21 protein-coding genes are annotated in these 25,660 nt (G+C 76.0%); 8 read left to right on the top strand and 13 right to left on the bottom strand.

What is annotated here, in order from left to right; all coding sequences use genetic code 11:
* The first annotated feature begins 144 nt into the window (after positions 1 to 144).
* The 3 genes from fdhD to ACFV3R_RS27000 all read left to right on the top strand — a co-directional run bounded on the left by fdhD (position 145) and on the right by ACFV3R_RS27000 (position 4,145).
* The gene (fdhD, locus tag ACFV3R_RS27010; protein WP_385588466.1) at positions 145 to 1,002 is read left to right on the top strand and encodes a formate dehydrogenase accessory sulfurtransferase FdhD; all 858 of its coding nucleotides are present in this window, start codon (positions 145 to 147) and stop codon (positions 1,000 to 1,002) included.
* Positions 1,003 to 1,713: 711 nt separating this feature from the next.
* The gene (locus ACFV3R_RS27005; protein WP_385588463.1) at positions 1,714 to 3,564 is read left to right on the top strand and encodes an exo-alpha-sialidase; all 1,851 of its coding nucleotides are present in this window, start codon (positions 1,714 to 1,716) and stop codon (positions 3,562 to 3,564) included.
* A gap of 251 nt (positions 3,565 to 3,815) precedes the next feature.
* Entirely contained in the window at positions 3,816 to 4,145 is a 330-nt protein-coding gene (locus ACFV3R_RS27000) for a hypothetical protein (protein ID WP_385588460.1), read from the top strand.
* Between the two features lie 274 nt (positions 4,146 to 4,419).
* On the opposite strand, the gene ACFV3R_RS26995 is transcribed toward ACFV3R_RS27000, so the two are convergent.
* Positions 4,420 to 5,475 (bottom strand): bile acid:sodium symporter family protein, encoded by a 1,056-nt coding sequence (locus ACFV3R_RS26995; protein ID WP_385588457.1) that lies wholly within the window; start codon positions 5,473 to 5,475, stop codon positions 4,420 to 4,422.
* A 180-nt stretch (positions 5,476 to 5,655) separates the two neighbouring features.
* Here ACFV3R_RS26995 and ACFV3R_RS26990 point away from each other — a divergent pair, with 180 nt between their 5' ends.
* Positions 5,656 to 6,525, top strand: coding sequence for a LysR family transcriptional regulator (locus ACFV3R_RS26990; RefSeq protein WP_385588454.1), 870 nt, complete (start codon positions 5,656 to 5,658; stop codon positions 6,523 to 6,525).
* An 18-nt stretch (positions 6,526 to 6,543) separates the two neighbouring features.
* Here ACFV3R_RS26990 and ACFV3R_RS26985 read toward each other — a convergent pair whose 3' ends face one another.
* Positions 6,544 to 6,798 carry a hypothetical protein gene (locus ACFV3R_RS26985; protein WP_385588451.1) on the bottom strand — a complete coding sequence of 85 codons (255 nt, stop codon included), beginning with the start codon at positions 6,796 to 6,798 and terminating at the stop codon, positions 6,544 to 6,546.
* 347 nt (positions 6,799 to 7,145) lie between these two features.
* On the opposite strand from ACFV3R_RS26985, the gene ACFV3R_RS26980 reads away from it, so the two are divergent.
* Positions 7,146 to 8,972: an AMP-dependent synthetase/ligase gene (locus ACFV3R_RS26980; protein WP_385588448.1), complete on the top strand. Its 1,827-nt coding sequence runs from the start codon at positions 7,146 to 7,148 to the stop codon at positions 8,970 to 8,972.
* 192 nt (positions 8,973 to 9,164) lie between these two features.
* Positions 9,165 to 9,995: an aldo/keto reductase gene (locus tag ACFV3R_RS26975; RefSeq protein ID WP_385588445.1), complete on the top strand. Its 831-nt coding sequence runs from the start codon at positions 9,165 to 9,167 to the stop codon at positions 9,993 to 9,995.
* Between the two features lie 96 nt (positions 9,996 to 10,091).
* Here ACFV3R_RS26975 and ACFV3R_RS26970 read toward each other — a convergent pair whose 3' ends face one another.
* Positions 10,092 to 11,354: an NAD(P)-binding domain-containing protein gene (locus tag ACFV3R_RS26970; protein ID WP_385588442.1), complete on the bottom strand. Its 1,263-nt coding sequence runs from the start codon at positions 11,352 to 11,354 to the stop codon at positions 10,092 to 10,094.
* Entirely contained in the window at positions 11,339 to 12,748 is a 1,410-nt protein-coding gene (locus ACFV3R_RS26965; RefSeq protein WP_385588439.1) for an ATP-grasp domain-containing protein, read from the bottom strand. Before ACFV3R_RS26965 ends, ACFV3R_RS26970 begins: the two co-directional genes overlap by 16 nt.
* A 177-nt stretch (positions 12,749 to 12,925) precedes the next feature.
* Here ACFV3R_RS26965 and ACFV3R_RS26960 point away from each other — a divergent pair, with 177 nt between their 5' ends.
* The gene (locus ACFV3R_RS26960; RefSeq protein WP_385588436.1) at positions 12,926 to 14,179 is read left to right on the top strand and encodes a glycosyl hydrolase; all 1,254 of its coding nucleotides are present in this window, start codon (positions 12,926 to 12,928) and stop codon (positions 14,177 to 14,179) included.
* Between the two features lie 41 nt (positions 14,180 to 14,220).
* Here ACFV3R_RS26960 and ACFV3R_RS26955 read toward each other — a convergent pair whose 3' ends face one another.
* The 9 genes from ACFV3R_RS26955 to ACFV3R_RS26915 are packed head-to-tail and all read right to left on the bottom strand — an operon-like array spanning position 14,221 to position 25,099.
* Entirely contained in the window at positions 14,221 to 15,399 is a 1,179-nt protein-coding gene (locus tag ACFV3R_RS26955) for a GNAT family N-acetyltransferase (protein ID WP_385588433.1), read from the bottom strand.
* A 23-nt stretch (positions 15,400 to 15,422) separates the two neighbouring features.
* Positions 15,423 to 16,124 carry a lipopolysaccharide biosynthesis protein gene (locus ACFV3R_RS26950; RefSeq protein WP_385588430.1) on the bottom strand — a complete coding sequence of 234 codons (702 nt, stop codon included), beginning with the start codon at positions 16,122 to 16,124 and terminating at the stop codon, positions 15,423 to 15,425.
* Positions 16,121 to 17,317, bottom strand: a complete 1,197-nt coding sequence (locus tag ACFV3R_RS26945; protein WP_385588427.1) for a glycosyltransferase — start codon at positions 17,315 to 17,317, stop codon at positions 16,121 to 16,123. The genes ACFV3R_RS26950 and ACFV3R_RS26945 overlap by 4 nt, the downstream gene beginning before the upstream one ends.
* Positions 17,314 to 18,135 carry a polysaccharide deacetylase family protein gene (locus ACFV3R_RS26940; protein WP_385588425.1) on the bottom strand — a complete coding sequence of 274 codons (822 nt, stop codon included), beginning with the start codon at positions 18,133 to 18,135 and terminating at the stop codon, positions 17,314 to 17,316. The genes ACFV3R_RS26945 and ACFV3R_RS26940 overlap by 4 nt, the downstream gene beginning before the upstream one ends.
* Positions 18,125 to 19,888, bottom strand: coding sequence for a lipid II flippase MurJ (locus tag ACFV3R_RS26935; RefSeq protein WP_385588422.1), 1,764 nt, complete (start codon positions 19,886 to 19,888; stop codon positions 18,125 to 18,127). The genes ACFV3R_RS26940 and ACFV3R_RS26935 overlap by 11 nt, the downstream gene beginning before the upstream one ends.
* The gene (locus tag ACFV3R_RS26930) at positions 19,885 to 21,282 is read right to left on the bottom strand and encodes an O-antigen ligase family protein (RefSeq protein ID WP_385588419.1); all 1,398 of its coding nucleotides are present in this window, start codon (positions 21,280 to 21,282) and stop codon (positions 19,885 to 19,887) included. Before ACFV3R_RS26930 ends, ACFV3R_RS26935 begins: the two co-directional genes overlap by 4 nt.
* A gap of 4 nt (positions 21,283 to 21,286) precedes the next feature.
* Positions 21,287 to 22,771 carry a sugar transferase gene (locus ACFV3R_RS26925; RefSeq protein WP_385588416.1) on the bottom strand — a complete coding sequence of 495 codons (1,485 nt, stop codon included), beginning with the start codon at positions 22,769 to 22,771 and terminating at the stop codon, positions 21,287 to 21,289.
* A complete protein-coding gene (locus ACFV3R_RS26920; protein WP_385588414.1) occupies positions 22,768 to 23,949 on the bottom strand; it encodes a glycosyltransferase family 4 protein in 1,182 nt (393 codons plus the stop codon). The genes ACFV3R_RS26925 and ACFV3R_RS26920 overlap by 4 nt, the downstream gene beginning before the upstream one ends.
* Positions 23,950 to 24,001: 52 nt before the next feature.
* Positions 24,002 to 25,099, bottom strand: a complete 1,098-nt coding sequence (locus ACFV3R_RS26915; RefSeq protein WP_385588410.1) for a DUF3344 domain-containing protein — start codon at positions 25,097 to 25,099, stop codon at positions 24,002 to 24,004.
* Positions 25,100 to 25,337: 238 nt separating this feature from the next.
* Between ACFV3R_RS26915 and ACFV3R_RS26910 the strand changes: the two genes are divergently transcribed.
* Positions 25,338 to 25,577 carry a chaplin gene (locus tag ACFV3R_RS26910; protein ID WP_385588408.1) on the top strand — a complete coding sequence of 80 codons (240 nt, stop codon included), beginning with the start codon at positions 25,338 to 25,340 and terminating at the stop codon, positions 25,575 to 25,577.
* The last annotated feature ends 83 nt before the right edge of the window (positions 25,578 to 25,660 follow it).

Below are 25,660 nucleotides of genomic sequence, written 5' to 3'. Positions count from 1 at the left end.
GGCGTCCCCCGGGGGCCGCCCGCGGGCCCGGATCGGCATACTGTGAAGACGGCGTCGCGGGCGCCCACGCACACGGCCGCCGGGTCCCCGGCCGCAGGTCGCGAGGGGCCGGGCGCCGCCAGGGCGAGCAGGAAAGGGGCGGGCATGGGTCGCGTCACCGAGCGACGGAAGATCACGCGGGTACGTGACGGAGCGGTCAGTTCCCGTCCCGACACCCTCGTGAGCGAGGAGCCGCTGGAGATCCGGCTCGGCGGGAAACCGCTCGCCATCACCATGCGCACCCCCGGGGACGACTTCGCCCTCGCCGCCGGCTTCCTGGTGAGCGAAGGGGTCCTCGGCAGCGCCGGGGAGCTGGCCAACATCGTCTACTGCGCCGGCGCCACCGAGGACGGCTCCAACACCTACAACGTCGTGGACGTCACCCTCGCCCCCGGGGTTCCCGTCCCTGACATCACGTTGGAACGCAACGTCTACACCACCTCCTCCTGCGGTCTGTGCGGCAAGGCCAGCCTCGACGCCGTCCGCACCAGCTCACGCTGGGACCTGCGGGAGGCCGGGGCGCAGGGCACGTCGCCCCGGCTCTCCCTGGCGACGCTCACCGCCCTGCCCGACCGCCTCCGCGCGGCGCAGCGCGTCTTCGACCGGACGGGTGGGTTGCACGCCGCCGCCCTGTTCACCCTCGACGGCGAGCTGCTGGACGTGCGGGAGGACGTGGGCCGGCACAACGCCGTCGACAAGGTCGTGGGCCGCGCCCTGCAGCAGGGCCGGCTGCCGCTCTCCGACACCGTCCTCATGGTCTCCGGCCGGGCCTCCTTCGAGCTGGCGCAGAAGGCCGTGATGGCCGGTGTGCCCGTCCTGGCCGCGGTGTCCGCCCCCTCCTCCCTCGCCGTCGACCTGGCCTGCGAGACGGGTCTGACGCTGGTGGGTTTCCTGCGGGGCACCTCCCTGAACGTGTACGCGGGCGAGCACCGCCTGGCGCTGCCGGTCACGACCGGCGGCTGAGGAACCCGCGACACGGGCCGACGGACCGGCCGGCGAGGAGCGCCCCCTGCGCCGACCGGTCCCCGCGGTCGGCCCGGACGGGGCCCGACCACCTCGCGCACCGGCCGTCCACCGGATGCGCGACGAGCGCCCGGTGGTCCGCCGTGACGTGCGGGGCCGCCCCCGAGGTGCTCCTGCGCCCCCGCGGCCCGCCACCGGGCTCTCCCCCTCACCCGCCCGGCCGTGGCGCCGTTCCGCGCCCGCCGGCCGCCCGCACCCGTGCCGCAGCCGCCCTCCGGGCACGACCCTCGGCCCGATGGCGCCCTCCGTTCGGCCGTCCGGCGCCTCCCTCCGGCCGCCGCGGCCACCGTGCGAGGCCGCGCCGCACCCCCTACGCTGCCCGGACAGGGATGGTCCCGTTTATCCCTGATTCTCCGTCATGCGTAGCTGACGGCAGCCGACATGGACGACAGCCGAGCCCCAAGGACAGGTCGGACCCACGTGACGCCCCTTCCCGCCGCCCCTCCCCCCAGCCCCGGTGGGCGCGGGCCGCGCCCCCAGGCGCTGCCGGCGCCCCGTCCGCCACGCCATCCGCGAGGCCGGCGACGGCAGCGCCTGCGCGACGCCGAGTGCGCGGCGGGCGCTCCACCACACGCCCGTGCGGCCCACCGCCCCCCGTCGCAGCCCGGGCCCCGCTGCTCCGTCCGGGTGCTCTCGGGGGCCGCGCTCTGTGTGGCGGGGCTCGTCGCCCAGGCGCTCCCGGCCTGCGCCGCCCCGTCCGCCCGGTCCCTGGCCCAGCAGGTGGTCTTCACCGCGTCGGCGGAACGCGGGTACGCCTGCTTCCGCATCCCTGCGATCGTGCGGACCACCCGCGGCACCCTGCTGGCGTTCGCCGAGGGCAGGATCGAGGACTGCGGTGACGCGGGGGACGTCGACATCGTGGTCAAGCGCTCCACCGACGGGGGCCGCACCTGGGGGCCGCTCCAGGTCGTCAACGACGGCGGGGGCGACACTCACGGCAACCCCACGCCGATGGTCGACGAGCGGACCGGGCGGATCGTCCTGGCCGAGACCTACAACAAGGGCATCCACGACGGCCGCAACTGCCACGACCCGTGCGCCCGGACGCCCTACGTCCAGTACAGCGACGACGACGGGCGCACCTGGTCGACACCGAAGGACCTGGGGGGCGCCCTGCGTCCGGCGCGGTGGAACTCCTGGTACGCCACCGGCCCGGTGCACGGCATCCAGCTCGCCCACGGCCGGCACGCCGGACGGCTCGTCTTCGGGCTGAACGCGCGCAGTTTCGCCGACGGGCGCGTCACCGGCCACCTCGCGGCGCTGGCCGTCAGCGACGACCACGGCACTACCTGGCGGCTGGGCGCCCGCCAGGAGTGGGCGGTGGCGGCGGACACCACCTACCGCCAGGAGCCCTCGGAACTGTCGGTGGTCGAGCGGGCGGACGGCGCTGTGTACGTCAACGCCCGTGAGGAGGACGGCACCGACCTCGGGCACCGCACGGCCGCCGTCAGCGCGGACGGCGGGGACTCCTTCAGCGAGCCCTTCCGCACCCTCCCCGGCCTCTACACCCCGGTCGTCCAGGGCTCCTTGCTGCGGCTGCGCAGCCGGGCCCGGGACGGCTACGACCGGCTGCTGTTCGCGGCCCCCGCCGATCCCGACCGCCGCCGCTGGATGACCATCCGCTCCTCCTGGGACGAGGGGCGCACCTGGGAGGGCGCGGACCGCGGCGCCCGCGTCACCGGGGACTGGTCGGGCTACTCCGACCTGGTCAACGTCACGCCCCGGGAAACGGGACTGCTCTACGAGGGCGGCCAGGCGGACTCCCGCGAGCAGATCCGCTTCGTCAGCTTCACCGAGAACTGGCTGGGCCCGCGGCGCGGCCCCGACCCCACCACCCGGGACCGGGCACCGGGCGCGGCGGGCGCCGCCGTGCTGGGCGGCGTGGGGGTGGCCGCCGGCCCGTTCGGGGGCGCGGCGGTCTTCGACGGCGTGGACGACGCGATCCGGCTGCCGTTCCGCTCCTCGCTCTGCCTGGGGGCCGGCGACTTCACCGTGAGCCTGTGGTTCCGCTACACCGCGACCAGCGGGGAGCAGCCCCTGCTGTGGATGGGGGGCGTGGGCACCACCTCGCCCCAGGTGGCGCTGCGCGCGCTGCCCGGGTCCGGGCGGATCGAGGGCCTGATGACCGCCCGGCAGGGCGGCCTGCCGGCCACCACGGCCACCGTCACGGTGCCGGACGCGCACAACGACGGCCGGTGGCACCACCTCTCGTTGCGCCGCTCCGGCGGCCGGCTCGCCCTGGCCGTGGACGGCGGGACGCCGGGGTCGGGGGCCGACGTGCCGGGTTCGGTGAGCCGCAACGACGTCTTCGGCGTCCACCTGGGGCAGCGCCCGGACGGCACGGCCCAGTTCGCCGGCGCGCTGGACGAGGTGCGGGTCTACCGGCGGGCGCTCAGCGACGCGGAGCTCGCCCGGGTGCGGCAAAGGAACGCCAGGGTGCCGGGCCCGGTCGCGCTCGACCTGCCGCTCTCCCGGATCAGCGGCGTGTCCTGGACGTCCTGACGCCGCTCGGCGGACCCGCCGCCCCGCGTCGGAGCGGCGGGCCCCGCAGGCCGGAGCGGCGGTGGCACCCGGCTGCGGGAGGGGGCGGTCCGCGTCCGCAGCCGCGGGCCGCCGTCCGCTGGTGGTGGGAGTCCGCCGCCGCCCCATGGCGTGCTTCGGGCCGGACGAGCGACACTGGAGGAACGAGCCGCGGCGGCCCCGCGCGGGCAGGGCGTGGGCCAGGGCCTTCGGGAGCGGACGAGGTGAGGCAGATGGCATGGGCGTCTTGGACGACGACGGGCGTGATCGCCGGACTGGGCGGTGTGGCGACCCAGGAGGTGGGCACCATCACCGGGGACCTGACCGTGCACACCACCTGGTATGACGGGCAGGCGGACGTGGCTGTGCAGTACACCGGCGCGCTGGACTGGTTCACGATGGGCGGCAGCCCCGTCCCCGCCCAGTCCGAGGCCCACAGCAGGGCCGTGCACCAGGCGGCGGTGGAAGCGATCCGGGCGGGTGGTGTCGCGGCGGTGCCGAACGTGGGGCCGCCGGTGCAGCGGAGCCGGCGTGCGGCCCTGGTGCGGGACACGGTGCGGTAGGAGCCCTGCGGGCCCGCGCTCCGGCCGGGCCCGGCGCCCGTCGGACCCTGTCGGGGCGATGGGAGCGGGAAGGGCGGCGAGCGGGTGGTGGGCCCGGGGCCCGTTCCCCGCTCGCCGCCCCTTTCCTGCGACGCACGGTGCGCTGTCCCCGAACGCATGACAGGTGCCGACCGTGCTGGAGCGGTGGGTGCCCCCGCTCCGCGAGGACAACCCTCACCCGTTCGTGGCCTAGCGCGGGGGCCGTCACCCCACGGCCGTGGCGGTCGCCCGGCGCTCAGTTCCGCGGACTCGCGGTGGAGACGGAGGGTTCTGGTGACGGGGTGGGCGCCGGGGTCTGGGCCGCTTCGGCCTCCTGCGGCGCACCGGCCGCATAACGCCTGGCGATGACCGCGCAGACCATGAGCTGCATCTGGTGGAAGAGCATCAGCGGCAGCACGGCGAGGCTGGCCTGGGCGCCGAAGAGCACGCTGGCCATCGGCAGGCCGGAGGCCAGCGACTTCTTGGAGCCGCAGAAGACGATCGCGATCCGGTCCGCACGGTCGAAGCCCAGCCGGCGCGAGCCGATCGTGGTCGCGGTGAGCATCACGGCCAGCAGGACCGCCTCCACCGCCAGGAGCAGCAGCAGTCGCAGGACCGAGACCTGGTGCCAGACGCCCATCACGACGCCGGTGCTGAACGCCGAGTAGACCACCAGCAGGATCGAGCCGCGGTCGACGTAGCCGAGGCTCTTCTTGTGGCGGGTGATGAAGCCGCCCACCCAGCGGCGCAGCAGCTGTCCCGCGACGAAGGGCAGCAGCAGCTGGGTGGCGATGGAGAGCAGGCCGTCGGCGGACAGGCCGCCCGCGTCGCCGCCGATGAGGGCTGCGGCCAGCAGGGGGGTGGCGACGATGCCGACGAGGCTGGAGAAGGACCCCGCGCAGATGGCGGCGGCGACGTTGCCGCGGGCGATCGAGGTGAACGCGATCGAGGACTGGATCGTCGAGGGCACCAGGCACAGGAAGAGCAGCCCGGTGTAGAGCGAGGGCGGCAGGACCTCCGGGGCCAGGAGGCGGGCGGCCAGCCCCAGGGCCGGGAAGACGAGGAAGGTGCAGGCCAGCACGGTCAGGTGGAGCCGCCAGTGCCGCAGCCCCGCCATCGCCTCGCGGGTGGACAGCCGCGAACCGTAGAGGAAGAAGAGCAGGGCGACCGCTGCCTTGGCGGCCCAGTCCACGCCGTCGGCCACCGCGCCGCGGGCCGGGAGGAAGGCCGCGAGGACGACCGTCGCCACCAACGCGAGGATGTAACCGTCCACGGGGAGCCAGGAGGGCAGTCGGAGCTGCGGGCGGCGCATGGGGCTCTCTCGTTCGTGTCGGGGGAAGGCACAGGACGGTGCCCTCCGCAGGATGCCGTAGCGGCACTTGATCGGGAAGACCGTTTACCGTGGTCACTGTCATCATCTCTCGTGATGTCCGCCGCCCGCGTGACCCGGTCCGCCGCTGGTCAGGGGTGTCGACGGGCGGAAGGGGGCCAGGTGTTCGAGCCGGTCCAGTTGCGGACGTTCCTTGCCGTGTCGCGGACGCTGAGCTTCACCCGCGCGGCCCGTGAGCTGGGCGTGCGGCAGTCCACCGTCAGTCAGCAGGTTCGCCGGCTGGAGGAGGCCGCGGGGCGCCGCCTGTTCGCCCGGGACACCCACGGCGTGGAGCTGACCGAGGACGGCGAGGCCATGCTCGGCTTCGCCCGCACGATCCTCGCGGCCAACGAGCGGGCCGCCGACTTCTTCGCCGGCGACCGGCCGCGGGGGCGGCTGCGCTTCGGCGCCTCGGAGGACTTCGTGCTGACCCGGCTGCCGGAGGTCCTGGCGGGGTTCCGCCGCGACCACCCGGAGGTGGACCTCGAACTGACCGTCGAGCTGTCCGAGAACCTGCACAGCCGGCTCGCGGCGGGACGGCTGGACCTGGTCCTGGCCAAGCGCCGCGAGGAGGGCCCCGCCGGGCGCCTGGTGCGCCGTGACCGCCTGGTGTGGGTGGCCGGCGAGGGGCTGCGGCCGGACCCGGAGCGGCCGGTGCCGCTGGTGGTGTTCCCGCCGCCGGCCGTGACCCGGGCGCGGGCGCTGCACGTGCTGGAGGCGGCGGGCAGGCGGTGGCGGATCGCCTGCACCAGCGGCAGCCTCAACGGGCTCGTCGCCGCCACCCGCGCCGGGCTGGGGGTGATGGCGCACACCGCGGGCATGGTCCCGCCGGGCCTGGTCCACGTGGGACCGCGGGCGGGGCTGCCCGACCTCGGCGAGGTGGACTTCGTGCTGCTGCACGGCGAGCGCCGGCCGGCGCCGGTGACGCAGGGCGCGGTCCGGGCGCTGGCCCGGCGCATCCTCGACGACGAGCAGCGGCTGCGGCTCCCCTGAGCCACGCCGCCCGCCGCGTCAGCGGGGGAAGGCGGAGCCCGGTGGACGCCCGGTCTCCAGCGGTTCGGTCACCGGCCGCGCCCGTGCGTCCGCCCGCGGATGCAGATCCAGCATGTCCATGAGCAACGCGAGGTCGGCTGCGTCACGGGCCCGGCCGGCGAGCGTCCGCCGGGCCCGTGCCCGCTGCGCGAGGCCGTCCTCGGCCGGCCCTGCGCCGCCTTCGGTGGCGGGCAGCGCCGCGCTCCGCCCCTCGGTCCGCCGTCTCTCGGTCATGGGGCCAGTCTGGCCGCCGGCACCGCGCCGCGCCCCCGGCCGGCCCGCCGGATACGCCAGTACGGCGACACGCCGCCGCGCAGGCCGGCCCTCCCCAGTGTTCGCGGTCGCGAAGCATTCGACGGTGAGGGGATCTGGTGCAGAAAACGTCCCGGAGCGGTGGGCTTTCGGCGACGGTACGACGAGACTCGCGCCCTGTTGGCCCCCTTTTGTTCGCTATGCCGTGTCCGCGCGAACCACCTGACGCGCACTCACCTGAATCCGGCGTTTCAGGGGAGTCTCCCCCCGGGCGGGTGGCCTGGGGTACGGTCACGGGCCTATCGGATCACAAGAGGAGTTCGGGGGCATTGCGCGAGTTCTCCGTCCCGCCGCTGACTGCGGGGCCCTGGGTGGGTGGCCTGGCTGACGTCGTCTACAGCCAGGCCGAGTCCGAACCCCACCGGGCCGCCCTGGGACGCAAGGACGCGAGGGGTCGGTGGCGGGACGTGAGCACCGCCGAGTTCCGGGACGAGGTGCTGGCGCTGGCCAAGGGCCTGCTGGCCCAGGGCGTCCGGTTCGGCGACCGGATCGCGATCATGTCGCGTACCCGCTACGAGTGGACGCTCTTCGACTACGCACTGTGGTCGATCGGCGCGCAGTCGGTCCCGCTGTACCCGACCTCCTCGGCGGAGCAGGTCCGCTGGATGCTCCAGGACTCGGGGGCGACGGCCTGCATCGTCGAGCACGAGGACCACGCGATGACGGTGGGCTCGGTCATCGGCACGCTTCCGTCACTGGGCCGCATGTGGCAGCTGGACGCGGGGGCCGTCGCCGAGCTGACCGCGGCCGGCAGCCGGATCGAGGACGAGGTGGTCCACCGCCACCGGGCCGCGGTCACCCCCGACACGGTGGCCACCGTCATCTACACCTCCGGCACCACCGGGCGTCCCAAGGGGTGCGTGATCTCCCACGCCAACCTCATGGCGGAGTGCGACAACGTGGTGGCCCGCTACGACACCGTCTTCCGGTCGCGGCGCCGCGACGAGGCCGCGACCCTGCTCTTCCTGCCGCTGGCCCACGTCTTCGGACGGATGGTGCAGGTGGCGGCGATCCGGGGCGGCGTGAAGCTCGGCCACCAGCCCAGCCTCTCGGCCGCCGACCTGCTGCCCGACCTGCAGTCCTTCCGCCCCACCTTCGTCCTGGCCGTGCCGTACGTGTTCGAGAAGGTGTTCGCCTCGGCGCGCCGCAAGGCCGAGCGGGGCGGCCGGGCGGACGCGTTCGACAAGGCCGCGGACGTCGCGGTGCGCTACGCCCAGGCCGTGGAGGCCCGGGCCTTCGGTACGGGGCACGGGCCGAGCGCGGCCCTGCGCATGCAGCACCAGGTCTACGACAAGCTGGTCTTCTCCCGCATCCGGGAGGCCCTGGGCGGGCGGATGCGGCACGCCATGTCCGGCGGTTCGGCGATGGAACGGCGGCTGGGTCTGTTCTTCGCCGGGGCCGGGGTGCGGATCCTGGAGGGCTACGGCCTGACCGAGTGCACGGCGGCGGCCACCGCCAACCCGCCCGAGCGGGCCCGTTTCGGCACTGTGGGTCAGCCCGTCCCCGGCACCACCGTGCGGATCGCCGAGGACGGCGAGGTCTGGCTCCACGGCGGCCAGGTCTTCCGCGGCTACCTGGGGCAGCCCGAGGCGACCGAGGCGGTGCTGCACAGCGGCTGGCTGGCCACCGGCGACCTGGGCGAACTGGACGCGGACGGCTACCTCACCATCACCGGGCGCAAGAAGGAGATCCTGGTGACCTCCAGCGGCAAGAGCGTCTCGCCGGGGCCGCTGGAGGAGCGGGTGCGTGCCCATCCGCTGGTGCACCAGTGCATCGTCGTCGGCGACAACCGCCCCTTCGTCTCCGCGCTGGTGACGCTGGACCCCGAGGCGATCGCCCACTGGCTCGCGGCGCGGGGCAGACCGGAGATGCTCGCCCGCAGACTGGTGCGCGACCCGGACGTGGAGGCGGAGGTGCGCCGTGCGGTGGCGGCGGCCAACACCATGGTCTCCAAGGCCGAGTCCATCCGGGCCTTCCGTATCCTCACCCACCCCTTCACCGAGGACCGCGGGCTGCTGACCCCCTCGCTGAAGCTCAAGCGCCGCTCCATCCAGGAGGCCTACGCGGCCGAGATCGACGCGCTCTACCACGTCTGATCCCGCGCCGACGGGGCCACTTCCCACGGTTCCGCCGCAGCCGCCGGTGATAAAACCGCCCGCAGTGGGCAGTCGGATCCAGGCGGCGCAGCGAGACGACGGAAACCGGTGCCCACCTGTGGGAATGCGGGCCGTCACCGCGTCGTTGCCGCCCGTGGAAAACGCACCTCGAACGCGAAGGGTCGCAAGCTCGTGAGCAAGGTCCCGAACATCACCCTGAACAACGGCACCGTGATGCCCCAGCTCGGTTTCGGGGTCTGGCAGATCCCGGACGACGAGGCCTTCACCGCGGTCGGGCACGCCCTGGAGGCGGGGTACCGCTCCATCGACACCGCCGCCGCGTACGGCAACGAGGAGGGCGTGGGCAAGGCCGTCGCCGCCTCCGGAGTGCCGCGCGAGGACCTGTTCGTCACCACGAAGCTGTGGAACGACGACCAGGGGTACGACGCAGCGCTGAAGGCGTTCGACACCTCGCTGAAGAAGCTCGGCCTGGACTACGTCGACCTCTACCTCATCCACTGGCCGCTCCCCGGCCGTGACGAGTACGTGGCGACCTACCGGGCGCTGGAGAAGATCCTCCAGGAGGGCCGGGCGAAGGCCATCGGCGTCTCCAACTTCCTGCCGGAGCACCTGGAGCGGCTGATGGCGGAAACCTCCGTCGTCCCGGCGGTCAACCAGATCGAGCTGCACCCGCAGTTCCAGCAGGCCGCCTCGCGCGCCTTCCACGCCCAGCACAACATCGCCACCGAGGCCTGGTCCCCCATCGGCCAGGGCAAGGGGCTGCTGGAGGACGCCACGCTGCGGAGCGTGGCGGACAAGCACGGCGTGACGCCCGCCCAGGCCGTCCTGCGCTGGCACCTCCAGCTCGGCAACGTGGCGATCCCGAAGTCGGCGACGCCCTCCCGCATCCGGGAGAACCTCGACGTCTTCGGCTTCGAGCTGGACGACGAGGACCTCGGCACCCTGGCCGGCCTGGACGCCGGCACCCGGCTGGGCCCGGACCCGGCCGAGTTCGGCGCCTGAGACCGCCCGCCCCTACGGGGCACCGTGACACGGCCGCACCGCCGCCCCTGCCCGGGGCCGGCGGTGCGGCCGTGTGTACGGGTGTGCTCCGCTCGGTCAGCGCGCGGAGCGGGACAGGGCCCGCCCGGCGGGGCCGCCCGGCCGGGGCACGCCCGTGAGCCGCTGCTCGCCCAGACGCCGGCAGACGCCCGCCACCAGGCGGGCCGCGGTGAAGGTGGCGCCGTGCACGAAGCGCATCGACGGACCGAAGGTCGGTGCCGCCAGCAGCCCGGCGAAGAAGAGACCGGGGTGGGAGGACTCGAAGCGCGCGCCGAGGTCGGGGGCGTCGCTGGTGCCCACCCGTCGCAGGAAGTCGCGGACCTCCGGCGCCAGCAGCTTCAGGCGCCCCAGTTCGGGGGTGAACCCGGTGGCCGCGATGACGTGCTGGGTCTCCAGCATCTCGGTGCCGCCCTCGCCGGTGCGCAGGGTCAGGCGCACTCCGTCGCCCTCGGGCCGGGCGCCGGTCAGGTGGCGGTCGAGGAGCACGGGCACCGCCGACTCGAAGCGGTCCCGCAGCCACCAGGCACCGGCCGGGCCCAGGGCGGTGCGGGCGATGTGCACCCGGGCCCCGGCGGGCAGCCGCCGCACCGCCCACGGGGTCTGCGACCACACCCAGCTGGGCCAGCCCGTGCCCAGGGCGCAGTGCGGGTCGCGCAGCGCGGTGAGACGGGAGCGCTGGAGCGGCTGCGGCGGGGTGTTCCAGTTGAGGCGGTCGGCGCGTGCCACCACCCGCGCCCGTGCGCCCGCCTCGGCCAGGATCGCGGCGGTCTCCAGGGCCGCCTGGCCGGCTCCGATGACGGTGACGTCGCGGCCGGCGAACGCGGAGAGCTCGGCGTGGTCGCTGCTGTGGGTGGCCAGGTGCCGGGGCAGCCGGCGCAGTGGCGGCGGCATCCGCACGAACGGCATGACGCCCACGGCGAGCGCGACGGTGCGGGCGGCCAGCGTCTCCCCCTCGGCGGTGTGGAGGCGGAAGCCGGTGGCGGCGGGGGTCACCGAGGTCACGGTGAGTTCGTCGACGGGGGGTGCCGCCCGCTGCGCGAACCACTGCCCGTAGGCGGTGAACGTCCCCACCGGCAACGGGCGTCCGTGGCTGACGGCGACACCGTGGTCGGCGCAGTAGGCGGCCAGGGTGTGCCGGGCCGCGGGGTCGGAGAGGTTGGAGGAGGAGGGCTCCGACTTGAGGTACATGCCGGTGGGCATGTGGTCCCGCCACGAGGCCATCGGGCGTCCCAGGACGCGGAGCGAGAGTCCGGCCGCCGCCGCGTGGGAGGCGACGGACAGGCCGTAGGGGCCTGCCCCCACCACTACGAGGTCGTACATGGTCGTGCTTCTCCTTCTCGGGTGGCGCCCGGCCGGGCGGGTGCTGCCGGCCGGGGGCGGGCTTCGTCGGACGGTTGCGGGGCGGTGCCCGGTGGTGCGGGGGCGGGCAGCGCGGGCACCGGTGCGGTGGCGCCGGCAGGCAGGCGCAGCACGCGGCGGGCCCCGGCCAGGCTCCAGGAGGCGGCCATCGCGAGGAGCGGCAGCGGGTCGTCGGCGGCCCACCAGGCGCCTTCGCAGGTGCGGCGGGCGGTGGACGGCCGGTGCCCGGCGGGCGGTGCCGGGGCGGCGGCCGCTGCGGGTGCCGGCGGCCGGGGGCGGGCCTCCCGGTGCCGGACGGGGCGGACGAGGGCGGCGAGAGCGGAGAGGGCGGCGTAGTTCTCGGCCACGAAGAGGCGGCCGGGCGCCCCTGCGGTCCGGGGCACCGCACGGCCCGTCAGGTGCAGGTGCTGGGCCCGCACCACGTCCAGTCCGCCGTCCCAGGTGAAGAGCCGGAACTGGGCGCCGGGGCGGGGGTTGAAGTCGAGCAGGTGGTAGTCGCCGCCCACCGGGTCGAGGCGGAAGTCGAGGTCGAGGACGCCCCGGTAGCCGACGCGGGCGGCGAGCCGGGCGGCGGCCTGTTCCACCGCGGGGTTGGGGCGCCAGGTGCCGAGCGCGGTCAGGCCGGTCCGCGGCGGCCAGGACAGTTCCTTGCGGCCGGCGCCGCCGACGAGGAAGGCGCCGTCCTCGCCGGCGTAGCCGTGGAAGAACCAGTCGGTGCCGCGTCCGCCCGGGAGGTGGCGCTGGAGCAGCAGCCGGCTGCCCGCACGTGCGCTGAGCCGGTGCAGGAGGCTCGCCTGCGCAGGGTTGCGCACCAGCGTGGTGCTGCGCATGCCCGGTGGCAGCAGCCACGGGCGGCTCCACTTGGCGACCACCGGCGCGCCGAGCTCCCGGACCGCGTCGGCGGCCTCGGACGGGTCGTCAGGCACCAGGGTGGTGGGGTGCGGGATCGCCAGCTCGGCGCAGAGGGCGGCGAGTTCGGACTTGTCGGCGACGCGGGCGACCAGGTGGCCGGGAATCTCCGGCAGCAGGTAGCGGCCGGCGAGGGCCGGGGCCAGTTCGGCCACGGCAATGGCGCCGCGGTCGTCGAGGGCGAGGAGGAGCGCGGGGCGACCGATGGCGTCCGAGGCGCGCCGCAGCGCCTCGTGGAGGGCGTCCCGGCTAGTGGTGGCGGGCGGGGCGTGGACCTGGCACAGGTGGCGGGAGCGGGCGACGGGCCCCCCGGGCGGCGCCACCATGGCGTGCACCTCGACCCCGGCGCGCCCCAGGGACCGCACGGCGCCGAGTGTTCCGTGGTGGAAGGGGTTGGGGTCGAGCCTGAGCAGCAGTGCGGGGACGCCGGTGTCGAGGTCGGGCACGGCGGCGCTCCCTGGGCTGGGTGGAGGGGCGAGAGAGTGCAATGTTGTCCTAACGAGTGATCAGATAAGCCTTTTACTGGCCCCTTTGGTGCGAAAAAGGAAATATAGGGGTATGGCTGGGCGGGTACGGTCGGGCACCGCAGCCCGGGGCCGACCCGACGACCCCCAGGAGGAGCGATGCGTACACGCCACCACCGCGTGACCGCCGCGAGCTGCGCGAGCCTCGCCGCCGGTCTCCTCCTCAGCTCCTGCACGATCCTGCTGCCGCAACCCGCCCGGGTGCCCCCGGACGCGGCCCGGGCACCGCACGGGAACGCCGGGCGTCCCGCCCTCGACTCCGCGCTCGGTGCCTTCGTGGGGTCCGATGCGGAGAACGTGCCGGAGATCGACCAGCTCCAGGACTGGCTGGGCGGCACCGACCTGCGGGTCGGTCACACCTATCTGCCCGGTGACACCTGGCAGAACATCGAGGGCCGTCCCGCCTTCCTGCGTCCCTGGGCACGGTGGAAGCAGGGCGCCTCCGACCGGCTCTTCGTCCTGAACGTGCCGCTGCTGGAGGGGAACGAGAACCGCGTCGGCGACGAGGAGGTGCGCGAACTGCTGCGCCGGGCGGCAGGCGGCGAGTTCGACGAGCACTTCCGCACCCTGGCCCACCACCTCGTGGACGCCGGGGTGCCCGACACCGTGCTGGTACCGGGCTGGGAGATGAACGGCACCACGTACACGCACCGTTGCGCCCCCGACCCCGAGGCGTGGAAGGCGTACTGGCGGCGCGTGGTCACCGTGATGCGCGAGGTGCCCGGCCAGCGGTTCCGGTTCGACTTCACGCCCAGCCGCGGCAGGGACGCCATCGGCTGGACGGAGTGCTACCCGGGCGACGACGTCGTGGACATCCTCGGCATGGACTCCTACGACCAGCCGGCCGGCGAGTCCTTCTCCGACATGGTCCACGAACCCTTCGGACTCCAGGCACAGGTGGACTTCGCCGCCGCGCACGGCAAGCCGGTCTCCTACCCGGAGTGGGGGCTGTTCCGCAACGGCGACAACCCCGGGTACGTGACGCAGATGCTGAAGTGGATGGACCGCCACCACCCCGTCTACCAGACCATCACCGACTACTGCCCGCACGGCGTGTGGGGCTGCGAGGAGAACCCGGCCTCGGCCCGCGCCTACCGTGAGGCGCTCTTCGGCCGGCCGCAGTCGTCGTCCCCCACCACCGTGCCCGGCCCGGCCGCGACAGGCGGGGCTCGGCCGGAGCCCACCGCCACGCCCGCTCCCGCCACCCGTCCCCCGCACGGGCGCCCGGCCGCCGGTGTCCGTCCGGCGCCGCGCCGCTGCCTGGAACTGCGCGGCTGGTTCTCCCGGCTGCTGGGACGCCACCGGCTGTGCCTGCGGCTGGGCTGGCTGCCGCGGGCGGACGACCGGCGCTGACCCCTGAGGGCCGGAGGGGACGCCGGCCGCCCTCCCCCGCGTCACGACGGCCCGTCCTGTGCGGGGTGCCCCCGGGTCAGCAGGCGGCGGGCCCACCCCAGGTCCGCCCGCTCCCGCACCAGCCGCGCCACCCGCGCCCGTGCGGTGAGCTGCGCGGCGTGCAGCAGGAGGACGGGGGCCAGCCCCCGCGGCGCGAGCAGCAGCCGGCGGTTGCGCACCGTCTCCGGGCGCCAGCGCTGCTTGTAGGACTCGGTGCCCCGCAGCAGGCTCAGCACCCGGTGGCCGCCGGAGGAGGCGTGGTGGGCGTCGTGGCGCAGCAGCATGGTGGCGATGTCGACCTTGCGGTCCCGCAGCCGGGGATCGGCGCCGTACAGGTAACCGCACACCAGGTCCTCGGAGGTGAAGGTGATGTCACAGGCCATCACCTCCTCACCGAGGAGGAACTCGGTGACCACGGCGTCCCCGTCGGCGGCCATCGCCCGGGTGGCGCGGGTCAGGTGGGCGGCGAACCGTGGCCGCAGGTGTTCCGGCGTCACCCCGCGGCCCCGCCACTGCCGCTCGTGGAGCCGCAGCATGGTCCCCACCGCGTCCGCCACCCCGGCCGGGGGCACACCGCGCTCGCAGATTCCGAGGCGGTCGATGCGGCGCAGCTTGGCGCGGGTGCGCTTGGCGCTGGCCCCGGGCAACCGCCGCAGCAGGTCCTCCATGGGCAGTCCGGGGAGTTCCAGGCAGACCGAGTCGGCGGCCTCCCACCGGGTGCCGCTCCAGTGCGGGCGCAACCGTTCGGCGGCGGCCCCGGGGCGTAGCTCCCGCAGGTCCAGGAGGGCGCCGCGGGCCGCCGTGCGCAGCGCGCGGGCCAGCTCGGCGGGCGCTGCGGGGCAGGCGTCGTCCACCAGGACGTCCAGGAAGTCGGAGATGGCGCCGCCCAGCGGTTGCAGCACGGGGTAGGGGCGGTACGCGAGGGTCAGCGCCGCCGCCGCGACCAGGCGCCCGTCCTGCCGGACCAGCACCACCCGCAGCCGCCCCGGCCGGCCGTAGGAGCGCCACCAGGAGGCCAGCCAGGCATGGCTCTGGAAGGGCGTGGCCGGCCGGCAGCGCCGCCGCAGCGCGTCCCACTCCGGGCCCAGGGCGAGGAACTCGGCGGGGTCGCGGGACACGGTGGTGACGCAGCGGGGCGCGGCAGGCGCGGCGGCCGGTCGCGGCACCGTCGTCAGAGGCACCGCCGGACGGTCGGGGGCCGTCCTCATCGGGCCGCCTCCACCGGTTCGGCGCCCTGCGCCGGCGGGCCGGCCGAGGGGGCGGGCAGTGCGGCCTGCACCGGTGCCGGGCGTTGTTCGCGGGGCCGCACCAGCAGGGCGAGGCCGCCGACCAGCCCGCCGGCGCAGGCCCCGACGCCGAGGGCGAGCGCGGGGGTGGGCGAGACGGGCACGTCGGGCCGGAGGGCGGGCGAGAGCAGGGTCAGCCGGGCGCCGGTCTGCTGGGCGGAGGTGCGGGCGGCGTCGGCGAGGGAACGCGCCACGGCGTTGGCGACGTTGGCGGCCTGGGCGGGCTGGGCCGCGGTGCCGACGATCTCGATCATCGGGGCGTCGGGGGAGGTCTGCGACTCGACGTGGCCCCGCAGCGGCCCGTCCGGCAGCCCGGGCGCGGACCGGGCGCCCTTGAGGACCACCGGGTCGGTGACCAGACGCCCGTACGCCTGGGCGAAGCCGAGGGCGGTGCCGGGTTCCGCGTCCTTGGCGGGGGTGACGACGACGTAGCTGGTGGCGGCGTACCGGGGCTCGGCCTGGGTGGCGTACCCGGCGCCGGCCGCCGCGCCCAGCGCCGCGCACAGCGGCAGCGGCCACCACAGCGGCAGGGGGCGGCCGCGGCGGGACACCCGGCTGCGGAGGGCGGCGGCACGGGTACGCAGGGTCCCGGTCGGTGCCGTCTTGACGGTTCGGGTCATCGGTGGGCTCCTCTGGACGAGGCGGAACGGTGGGCGCGGCGCGGCGGCGGGGGTGCGGTGCGCACCTCCGCCCGGGGGCCGGCGGGTACGGCGGGAGGCGTGACGGCGGCCCGGTAGAGGGCCGTGAGGTGGCGGGCGCTACGGGCGACGTCGTAGTGCGCGACGGCAGCCGGCACCGGCCGGCGGAGCGGCGGGGCGGCGGCCAGCGGGGCCAGGGCGGCGGCCAGCGCACCGGCGGGCGGCGCGACGCGGCGGGCGCCGGGGGCGGCGCCGGCCGGGAGGTCCTCCAGCGCCGGGCAGGTCACGTAGAGGGCGGGGAGTCCGGCGGCCAGTGCCTCGACCACGGCGAGTCCGAAGGTCTCCTCCTGCGAGGCCGAGACGAAGACGTCGGCGGCGGCGAGCACCTGGGGGACGCCGGGCGAGCCGGGCCCCGGGCACTGGCCCAGCAGGTGGACGCGGTCGGCGGCGCCCGCAGCGCGCGCCCGGGCGCTCAGTGCGCCGCGTTCGGGTCCGTCGCCGGCGAGCAGCAGGTGTGCCCGGTCCACGGCGGCCACCGCGTCGAGGAGGGCGTCGAAGCGCTTGCCCGCCACCAGGCGCCCCACTCCCGCCACGGCGAGGTGGTCCGGTGCCAGGCCGAGCCGGGCCCGGAGGGCGTCGCGGGCGCCCGGGTCGAAGCGGAAGGCGGCGGCGTCGACACCGTTGGGGACCACGTGGACCCGCGGAGCAGGCACGCCCCAGTGGTGCAGGCGGTGGGCGACGGTGTCGGAGACGGCGACGGTGTGGGTCCCGAGCCGTTCGGTGGCCAGGTACAGGGCGCGGACTCCGCGGGTGAGGGGGCGGCCCTCCAACTGGGTGTCGCCCAGGGAGTGTTCGGTGGCCACCACGGCGCGCACGCCGGCCAGCCGGGCCGCGATCCGCCCGTACACGCAGGCCCGGTACAGGTGGGTGTGGACCACGTCGTAGCGGCCCTCGCGGATGTGGCGCACCAGACGCGGCAGCGCGGCGAGGTCGCGGTTGCCGGCCATGCCGAGGTGGGTGACGCAGGTGCCGTCGGCGCGGATGCCGGCGGCGACAGGGCCGGGCTCGGTGAGGGTCACCACCTCGCAGTGGACGGGCAGGTGCCGCAGCAGCAGCCGCAGTTGCTGCTCGGCGCCGCCCACCCCGAGGCCGGTGATGACGTGCAGCACCCTCACGCCGGGGCCTCCGTGCCGCTCGGCAGGGGTGCCGAGGTCCCCTCGGCGGGCAGCGGGCGCCTGCGGACGGGGTGGAGCAGTCGCTTGAGGTGCAGGCGCACGGAGGTGTCCGAGGCGCCGACGTGGGCCCGCGGCAGGGCGTGGCGGGAGGTCAGCGGGCCGGGGTCGATGGCGCAGGCGTAGGCGTAGCCGGCACTGCGGACCGCGGTGACGGCACGCTCGTCGACGGTGCCGTAGGGGTAGCAGAACCCTTCGGGTGCCGCGCCCGTCAGCTCGGTCAGCGCGGTGCGGCTGCCGGCCGTCTCCTCGCGCAGCGTCGGCTCGTCGGCGGTGGTCAGGTCGGTGTGGGTCATGCCGTGGGACCCGACCTCCATGCCGGCTGCGGCGACCGCGCGGATGCCGTCGGCGTCCAGCAGCGGCTTGCGGGGGCCCAGCGGGTCCCAGGCGTTGTCGCCGTCGAGCCGTCCGGGCAGGACGAAGACCGTGGCCGTGGCCCCGTGGCGGCGCAGTAGCGGCAGCGCGTCGGTCAGGAAGTCGGCGTAGCCGTCGTCGAAGGTCAGTCCGACCAGTCCGGCGGCGCGGCCCGCGGCGTGGGCCCGCAGCAGTTCCGCCACGCCGACTCCGCGCAGGCCGCGGGCGCTCAGCCAGCGCAACTGGCGGTCCAGGCGGGCCGGCGAGACGGTGACGCGGTAGGGGTCGTCGGTGGTGTCGGTGACCGAGTGGTACATCAGCACCCAGGGCGAGGTGGTGCGGTGGCGGCGGGCGCGCGGCACGGCCGCGCGGGGGCGGGGGGCGGGGAGGGCTTCTTCAGCGGGCATGGACGAGCCTTCGTTTGACGGTGGCGAACAGCTCCGGGACCTGCGGGGCGCCCAGTGCGGTGGCGGCGCAGGCGAAGGTGACCAGCACGGCGGCGGCGCCGGCGGCAGCTCCGGTCAGCGGCGAGGTGCTGAGCAGGCCGACGGCCCAGCCGGCACCCGCCGCGGGCACGGCGGCCCCGACGAGCCGCGCCAGGCTCCCGGCCACGGCCCGCACCCGCACCGCCACCACCCGGCTGCCCAGCCCCCGCAGCAGCAGCAGGGCGGTGGTGGTGATGCCCAGTGCGTTGGCGGCGGCGATGCCGTGCACGCCGAGGTGGTGGACGCTCAGCCGGCCGACGGCGACGGTGACGAGCAGGCCGGCGGCCATCGCCAGGGCCGGGTACCAGGTGGGCCGGGAGGCGGAGAAGAACGGCCGCACCAGCGCCCCGGTGAGGCTGTGGCCGAGCAGCCCGCAGGCGTAGACCCGCATCACCGAGGCGGTCGCGGCGGTGTCCGCGGCCCCGAAAGCTCCCCGCTGGAAGAGCAGTTGCACGATCTGCGGGGCGCAGGCCACGACATAGGCGGCGCCGACCAGGACGACGGCCGCCGCGAGGGCGAGGTCCCGCTCGACGCGGCGCCGGGCACGTACCGCGTCGCCGTCGGCCACTGCCCGGGCGACCACCGGGAAGGTGACGGTGACGACCATGAGCGACAGCACCATCGGCATCTGGGCGATCTTCTGCGCGTAGTTGAGGTGGGAGATGGCGCCGGGCGGCAGCGCCGAGCCCAGGTGACGCTCGACCAGCACCTGCGCCTGCCGGGTGAGCGCGAAGGAGACGACAGGCACGAACGTGGCGGCGCCCAGCAGCGGGGCCCGGGCGGCGGCACGGCGCAGGGTGGCGCCCGCGGGCCGGGGGGCGCGTCGCAGGTGCCGCCAGAACGGGGGCAGTTGGACCAGTGCCATCAGCCCCGCGCCGACGGCGACGCCCACCGCGGCCGACCGCACGCCCCAGGTGACGTGGCCCGCGACCATCAGGGCGACGATGCCGAGGTTGTAGGTCACGTAGATGGCCGCCGGCGCGAGAAAGCTGCGGTGGGCGCGCAGGGCGGCGCTGAAGTACCCGGCGAGGCCGAACCCGACCACGGTCAGGGACGTCAGGCGGGTGCAGTCCACGGCGGTGGCCGGTTCGCGCAGGCCGGGCGCCAGCACCGCGACGAGCTGCGGGGCGAGGAGCGCCAGCAGCGCGGCGGCGCACACCAGAACCGCCAGGAGCCGCGGCAGGGTGGCGGCGACCAGCGCCCGCACCGGGTCCGGGCCGGGCGGGGTGCCGGGCGTGCCCTGCGGCGAGGTGGCCCGCCGGGAGAGCGCGAGGCTGAAGGCGGGGATGAGCACCAGCGCCATCGCGTCCTCGATCAGGAGCGTGGCGGCGGTCTCGGGCACGGTCCAGGCGACCAGGAAGGCGTCGGTGTCCCCACCGGCGCCGAAGAAGCGGGCGATGGTCTGGTCGCGCACCAGGCCGAAGAGCGAACCGGCCGCGGTGAGGACCGCGGTGACCGCGGCGGCCCGCGCCAGGTGACGGCCCAGTCGCCCGGTCTCGGCGACCGCCGCGGTGCCGCCGGTCGCGGGCCGCAGCCCGGCGCCGCGGGCCCGGCCACCCGCCGCGACCGGTGCGGCGGTCGGTCTGCCGGCCGGCGGGGGTGTGCCCCGGCGGGCCCGCGGCGGTCTCCCGTGGCCGGCCTCGCGGGGGGCGTCGGGCCGGGTGGAACGCGTCATGCCGTGCCCTCCTTCCGCGCCGGGAACGCCCAGTGGGCGCCGAGCCCCAGGACCACGCCGGTGAGCACGGTCGACGGGCCGCCGATGTCGCTGCTGAAGAAGTCCACGAGCATCCACACCAGGACGCCCGTGGCAGCGGCCCCGACGTCCGTGGGGCGGCCGCGCAGCCGGGTGTCGTGGAGCCTTCGCACCCCGGCGACGAGCATCGCCGCCCAGCCCCCGACCACGGCGAGGGCACCGCACAGCCCCTGCTCGCTGAGGACGAGGAGGTAGAGGTTGTGGGGGGAGAGCAGCGGCTCGCGGACGAACTGTCCACCGGCCCCCGCGGTGTCGCTGCCGGCGGACAGGCCGAGCGGGGCGTGGCCGTCGCGGTCGGCCGGGAAGCGCTTGAGGCCCACGCCCGTCACCGGTGCGTCGCTCCACATGCCGAGGGCCGCGTCCCACAGGGCGTAACGGTCCACCACCGACTGGTCGGGGGCGTCGTGGATGCGGGCGATGCTCGTCAGCCGCTCCCCCACCGTCGCCGAGCCGACGCCGAGCCCGGCGACGAGGACCACGGCGCCGGCCGCCAGCGCGGCGAGGACGGCCAGTGCCCGGCGCGGGCCGGTCATCAGCAGCACGACGGTGCCGGCCACGGCGGTGGCGATCCAGGCGCCCCGGCTGTAGGAGCAGATCAGCGGGAGGGTGAGTGCGGCGGCGCAGCCGTAGGCGGTCCACCGCTGGGTACGTCGGTGGCTGGGGGCGCCGGCCCCCAGGGCGAGGGCGGCCACCAGGCCGCAGCCGACGACGACCGACATCCCCATGACGTCGAGTGCGCCGAAGGTGCCCACGGCCCGGATGTCCTGGCCCCGGTAGGAGGCCCCGGTCGCGGTGAGGTTCTGGTGGACGCCGACGGCGCCCTGCACGAGGGCGGTGGTCACCAGCGCCCAGCAGGCGGCGCGGACGTGGTCGGTGCGGCGCAGGGTGAGCGTCACCGCGGCCGGCACGGCGACAAAGATCTGCATCCACCGCACCAGTCCCGGCAGGCTCGCCGGGACGTCGCCGGAGGTGAGGGTGGCGGCGGCGAACGCCAGGACGGGCGCGCCCCACAGCAGCGCGGTGACCGGGCGCAGCGGGCGGGACCGGTGGCGCAGCAGTGACAGGGCGCACCACAGCACCGCGAGGGCCGAGACGAGGTCGGGGAGGGTGGCGTGGCCCGAGGAGGCCACGTCCCCGCGGGGGACGGGCAGGCACAGCGCCAGCAGCACGGCGCACACCGGGAGCGCCGGGAGGAGCTTTTCGGCGGCGGCCGGCAGGCAAGGGGTCCGGCCACGTGGCCGCGGTGCGGGCGGGCCCGGCGGCCGGCTGTCCCGGGGGGTGTCGCCGGGGCGGACCGGCAGGTCGAGGACGGTCACGGTCTCACCTCCCTTCGAGACGGAGCACCGAGGCGGCGGTGCGCCACAGGATGTGCAGGTCCTGCCAGAGCGACCAGGTGTCGATGTAGTGGTTGTCGAACCGGGCCCGGTCGGCGATGGAGGTGTCCCCGCGCAGGCCGTGGGTCTGGGCGAGCCCGGTGATGCCGACCGGCATCCGGTGGCGGTCCCCGTAACCGGCGTGGGCGTGGGTGAACTGCTGCACGAAGTAGGGCCGTTCGGGGCGCGGTCCGACCAGGCTCATGTCGCCGCGCAGCACGTTCCACAGCTGCGGCAGCTCGTCCAGTGAGGTGCGGCGCAGCAGCGCCCCGGTGCGGCTCATGCGCCGGTCGTCGGCGACGCTCCACCTGGTCGCGGACTCGTAGTCGTCGGCGGGACGCAGGGTGCGGAACTTCAGCACGGTGAAGGGGCGTCCGTGCCGGCCGACGCGCTCCTGGCGGAAGACGACCCCGGGCCCGTCGGACAGCCGCAGCGCCAGGGCGCACCCGGCCATGACCGGCAGCGCCAGGACCAGCGCGGGGGTCACCAGGAGGAGGTCCAGGACCCGTTTGACGGCACCGGCGCGGGCGGCGGGGACGAGGGGTGCCAGGCGCCGGCAGGCGTGCCCCCATACGTGGTCGGCGCTGCGCCGGCCCGCGAGGTGCGCGTCGGGTCCCAGCAGCCAGCAGGTGACGCCGTGTGCCGCCAGGAGGCGGCCCACCTCCGGCCACTGCGGCAGCTCGCCCGGTGCCTGGGCAAGGACGACGTCGGTGACACGACCACCGGTGAGGGCCCGGGCGACCTCCTGCGGGCTGCGCAGCACCGGCAGCGGGGACAGCGGCGGCTCGGTGGACGCCGCCCGGCCGGGCCACAGGTCCACCGTGCCCACCGGGCGCAGCCCGTAGCGGGGGTGGGCGCTCAGCGTGCCGGCCAGGGCGGTGGTGGCCGCCGGGGCGCCGACGAGGAGGGTGGGTCGCGGCCGGCGGCGCGCCTCGCGGCGCCGGAGGAAGTAGCCGACGGCGCGCAGCGCGCCGGCGGCCGCGGTGTGCAGGAGGACGGCCGGCAGCAGCAGGCGCCAGTCGGGCCGCTCCCAGGCCCCGCCGGTCAGGGCCACCGGCACGCACCAGGCGAGAAGGGCGCGTGCGAGGAGGGCGGGGAGTTCGGTCGCGGCCTGCGGGCGGAGGCCGGGCAGGTAGGCGTCGGCCCGCGCTCCCAGGGTGAGGAAGACGGCCCAGACGCCGAGGACGACCAGGACGGGCAGCGGCCGGGCGGTGAGGGCGCCGAGGAGCCAGGCGGTGCCCACGGCGGCGAGTGAGTCCGCCGCGACCTGCGGGGTGGCCTCCCGTCCGGCGCGTCGTGCGGCCGGGGCCCGGCCCGGCCCGGGGGGCGGCGCCCCGGGTTCCGGGCGCGCCGGTCCGGGGCCGTGGCCGGTCTTGGGGCGGGGCACGACGTGCGTGGTGTGCGGCACGTTCTCCGTGCTCTCCGTGGTCATCGGGTGACCCTCTCTCTGCCGGCGGGGACCGGCGTGCGCAGCAGGTCGTGGTAGAGGTCGAGGACCGCCGCGGCGGTGTGCGCCACGTCGAAGGAGGCCTGGACGTGCGCCGCTCCCGTGGCGCCGAGGCGGGCGCGCAGCGCCGCGTCGGGGAGCAGCCGCCGCAGCGCGCCGGCCAGGGCGGCCGGGTCTGCGGGCGCCACCAGGCAGTGGCCGGCGTGGCCGGGCGGGAGGCTCTCGCGGGCGCCGCCGACGTCGGTGACCAGGACGGGCCGGCCGCAGGCCATGGCTTCCAGCGGGGCCAGGGCCATCCCCTCCCAGCGGGAGGGGAGCACGACGAGGTCGGCCGCCGCGTACCAGGTGCGGGGGTCGGCGCTGGCGCCGGCGAAGGTGACGGAGGGGTCGCCGGCGGCCTGTGCGCGCAGCGCCCGCTCGTCGGGGCCGTCGCCCACGAACACCAGTCGCGCCGCGGGGAGGGCTGCCCGGACCGCCGGCCACGCCGACAGCAGCACGTCCTGTCCCTTCTGGCGGCACAGCCGGCCCACGCACACGGCCAGCGGGCCGTCGGGGGCCGACCGCTCCGCCGCCCCGTCCGCCGCTCGCGGCCCGGTGGCGGGGAGGGCGGCGGTGTAGCGCGCGAGGTCGACACCGTTGCGGATGACCCGGAACGCACCCCCCACCCCGGCGCGTTCACCGGCTCCGCGCTCGGCCTCGCTGACGCACAGGATGCGGGCGGCCCACCGGGCGCCGAGGCGTTCCCAGTGCCGCGCGAGGCGGGCGGCTCCGCCCTGGACGGCCTCGAAGGACCAGGCGTGCGGCTGGTACACGGTGGGCACGGTGCCGCGCAGCGCGAGGCGGGCGGCGAGCCCCGCCTTGGCGCTGTGGGCGTGCACCACGTCCGGCTTGATCCGGCGGACGAGCCGGGCGGCCCGCAGGACCTCGCCGGCCACGTGCGCACCCAGCTCGCGCCGGGCGGCCCACTCGGTGACGCGGGCGCCCGCGCCGGCACCGGCGCGGGCCAGCGGGCCCTCGGCGGGACAGGCGAGGTGGACGTGCAGCCCCTGCGCGGTCTGGGCGCGGACGAGGTCGGTGACGACCTGGGCCACCCCGCCTGCCACGGGCTGCGTCAGGTGCAGGACCGTCAGCCGGTCGTGGTGCGTTCTGGTCTCCGACAGCACACAAAGCCTCTTCGCAGCGTCTAGGGGAATCGGTTACCGGGCCCACGCCGGGTCAGCGCGCGGCGTCGACCTGGGCGAAGACGGCCCCCAGCAGGTGGTCGTCACCGGCGCTGACGAAGCGCAGGGTGAGGTGGTCGCCGCCGGAGTGCAGGGCGCGGCGCGCGTCGATGACGTCGGAGTCGTAGCCCAGCGTGTTGCGGTGGGCCGGCTTGCGGGCGGTGGTGTGGCGTCCGCCCTCGCTGATGGTGGAGTTGAGGATGTCGTCGACGGGGTTGGCGCGGTCGGCTAGTGCGACGGCGGGGCCCGCGCCGGTCGCGAGGGTGAGCGAGTCCCGGTGCGCGGCGCCCCGGTCGCCGTCGTAGCCCACGATCCCGACACGGCCGCGTGCCCCGGCCGGTGTCCTGGTCCGCGGCACGGTGACGGTCAGCTCTCCCGTCCAGGGGTCCGGGGAGCGGAACCCGTCCCACAGCACCAGGTGGCGGCGCGGCGCGTGCCGGTCCTGGTAGGCGGCGACGAGCGTCCAGCCGCCCCAGGCGCCGGCCGCGGAGTGCCCCATCGCGACGTCGACCTGGGCGACCGTCCAGCTTCCCGGCCCGCCGGCGCGCACCAGCCGCGTGACGTCGGCGGAGGCCTGGTAGGCGTCCGCCTGCCGGTTCACGCGGTGTCCCACGACGGTGTCGGCGCGGACCTCCTTGTACTGCCCGCCGGGTTCGGCCACCAGCACGCGGGCCTTCTCACGCGACGGCTTCTGTTCGCCCACGCGCAGGTTGGCGCCCCAGTACAGCCGCGCGTAGGCGACCTGGGCGCCGCGGGGCAGGCGCAGCGAGGCGCGGGTGGAGTTGTAGGTGTTGCGGTCGTGGTCGAGGTCGGCGTACCGGATCTGGTACTGGCCGTTGACGCCGGCGGCACCCTTGTCCACCGAGGGGCAGGGGGCCGCCCGTCGGTCGACTGCGCGCAGGCAGCGGGTGGCCGTGTTGGCGGCGCGGGCGATGCCGCCGCGCTGGACCGCGTGGTAGCGCACGGTGAAGGGGAGGGCTGCGGCCTCGCGGGGCGCGGGAGCCGATGCGGCGGCGCAGAGCGCGGCGGTCACGGCGGCGACCGGCGCGGCGCATGCTGCGGCACGCCGGATACGGCTGGTGGACGGTGTCATCAGCGGCTCCCCGCTTCCCTTAGACGAAGCAGGCTGAACCGTGACAGAACGTCAGCTTTCGGACTGACGCGGCGCGCCGGTCGGTCCGCCCTTTCCACCACCCGGCCGGAGGGGCGGTCACCCCGTTGCGCCACCACCGCCCTCCGCCCGGGTACCGAACGGCCCAGTGTCCGCATCCGATCGCCTCCGGCGTCGTTGAGCGTGACGTCCTGTTGGTGAACTGAAAGGAATTTCGACGATGAAGCGACTTGCTCGCGTGTCCACGGTGGCCGCCGCCGGCTGCGCCGTCGTCCTGGGTGGCGCGGGGATCGCCTCCGCCGACGCCGGCGCCCATGGTGCCGCCGTCGGTTCGCCCGGCGTCGTCAGCGGCAACGTCATCCAGGTCCCGGTCCACATCCCGGTCAACGTGTGCGGCAACAGCATCAACGTCATCGGGCTCATCAACCCGGCCTTCGGCAACACCTGCGTCAACAAGTGACGCCCCCGGTTCCGGAGCCCGCCGCTCCGGAACCGGCGCCGGCCCTCGGCGCCGGACCCTGCCAGTCGCGCGGTCCGGCGCCG

The sequence above is a fragment of the Streptomyces sp. NPDC059740 genome, assembly GCF_042733155.1.
In the GTDB taxonomy this organism is placed as follows: Bacteria; Actinomycetota; Actinomycetes; order Streptomycetales; family Streptomycetaceae; genus Streptomyces.
Note: the sequence above shows the minus strand (reverse complement) of the source record. Positions and strands in the feature narration are given on the sequence as shown.

What these genes read in the sequence shown, in the direction of transcription:
- ACFV3R_RS26950 (WP_385588430.1), bottom strand. Translation starts at nt 16,124, where the DNA reads ATGACCCGAACCGTCAAGACGGCACCGACCGGGACCCTGCGTACCCGT.
- ACFV3R_RS26915 (WP_385588410.1), bottom strand. Translation starts at nt 25,099, where the DNA reads ATGACACCGTCCACCAGCCGTATCCGGCGTGCCGCAGCATGCGCCGCG.
- ACFV3R_RS26995 (WP_385588457.1), bottom strand. Translation starts at nt 5,475, where the DNA reads ATGCGCCGCCCGCAGCTCCGACTGCCCTCCTGGCTCCCCGTGGACGGT.
- ACFV3R_RS26935 (WP_385588422.1), bottom strand. Translation starts at nt 19,888, where the DNA reads ATGACGCGTTCCACCCGGCCCGACGCCCCCCGCGAGGCCGGCCACGGG.
- ACFV3R_RS26925 (WP_385588416.1), bottom strand. Translation starts at nt 22,771, where the DNA reads ATGACCACGGAGAGCACGGAGAACGTGCCGCACACCACGCACGTCGTG.
- fdhD (WP_385588466.1), top strand. Translation starts at nt 145, where the DNA reads ATGGGTCGCGTCACCGAGCGACGGAAGATCACGCGGGTACGTGACGGA.
- ACFV3R_RS26960 (WP_385588436.1), top strand. Translation starts at nt 12,926, where the DNA reads ATGCGTACACGCCACCACCGCGTGACCGCCGCGAGCTGCGCGAGCCTC.
- ACFV3R_RS26985 (WP_385588451.1), bottom strand. Translation starts at nt 6,798, where the DNA reads ATGACCGAGAGACGGCGGACCGAGGGGCGGAGCGCGGCGCTGCCCGCC.
- ACFV3R_RS26970 (WP_385588442.1), bottom strand. Translation starts at nt 11,354, where the DNA reads ATGTACGACCTCGTAGTGGTGGGGGCAGGCCCCTACGGCCTGTCCGTC.
- ACFV3R_RS26940 (WP_385588425.1), bottom strand. Translation starts at nt 18,135, where the DNA reads ATGCCCGCTGAAGAAGCCCTCCCCGCCCCCCGCCCCCGCGCGGCCGTG.
- ACFV3R_RS26910 (WP_385588408.1), top strand. Translation starts at nt 25,338, where the DNA reads ATGAAGCGACTTGCTCGCGTGTCCACGGTGGCCGCCGCCGGCTGCGCC.
- ACFV3R_RS27000 (WP_385588460.1), top strand. Translation starts at nt 3,816, where the DNA reads ATGGCATGGGCGTCTTGGACGACGACGGGCGTGATCGCCGGACTGGGC.